Here is a 268-nt window from a genome sequence, read left to right as displayed (position 1 = left end):
CCTGATCACACACCGTCAGGCAGGCGTCGATGGCGGCGGGTGTCGATCCCCAGTCCTCGTGCAGCGTGAAACCCGAGGCGCCGGCGCGCAACTGCTCCCACATCGCATCGGGTGAGACCGTGTTGCCCGTGCCCCGCAGCGCCACGTTCATCGGCCATCCGTCGAGAGCCTCGAGCATGCGTGCGAGGTGCCATGCGCCCGGAGTGACCGGGGTGGCCTTCGTCCCCTCGGCGGGACCGGTGCCGCCGGCGAGGATCGTGGTGATGCC

At 70.5% G+C, this 268-nt stretch carries 1 protein-coding gene; it reads right to left on the bottom strand.

The genetic code is table 11. The annotated features are described in order from the left end of the window. Positions 1–268 (bottom strand): amidohydrolase family protein (locus tag AC0IX4_RS23065; RefSeq protein ID WP_471831410.1); only part of this gene is annotated, 268 nt, incomplete at both ends.

Source organism: Rhodococcus sp. AC861 (assembly GCF_979256035.1).
Note: the sequence above shows the minus strand (reverse complement) of the source record. Positions and strands in the feature narration are given on the sequence as shown.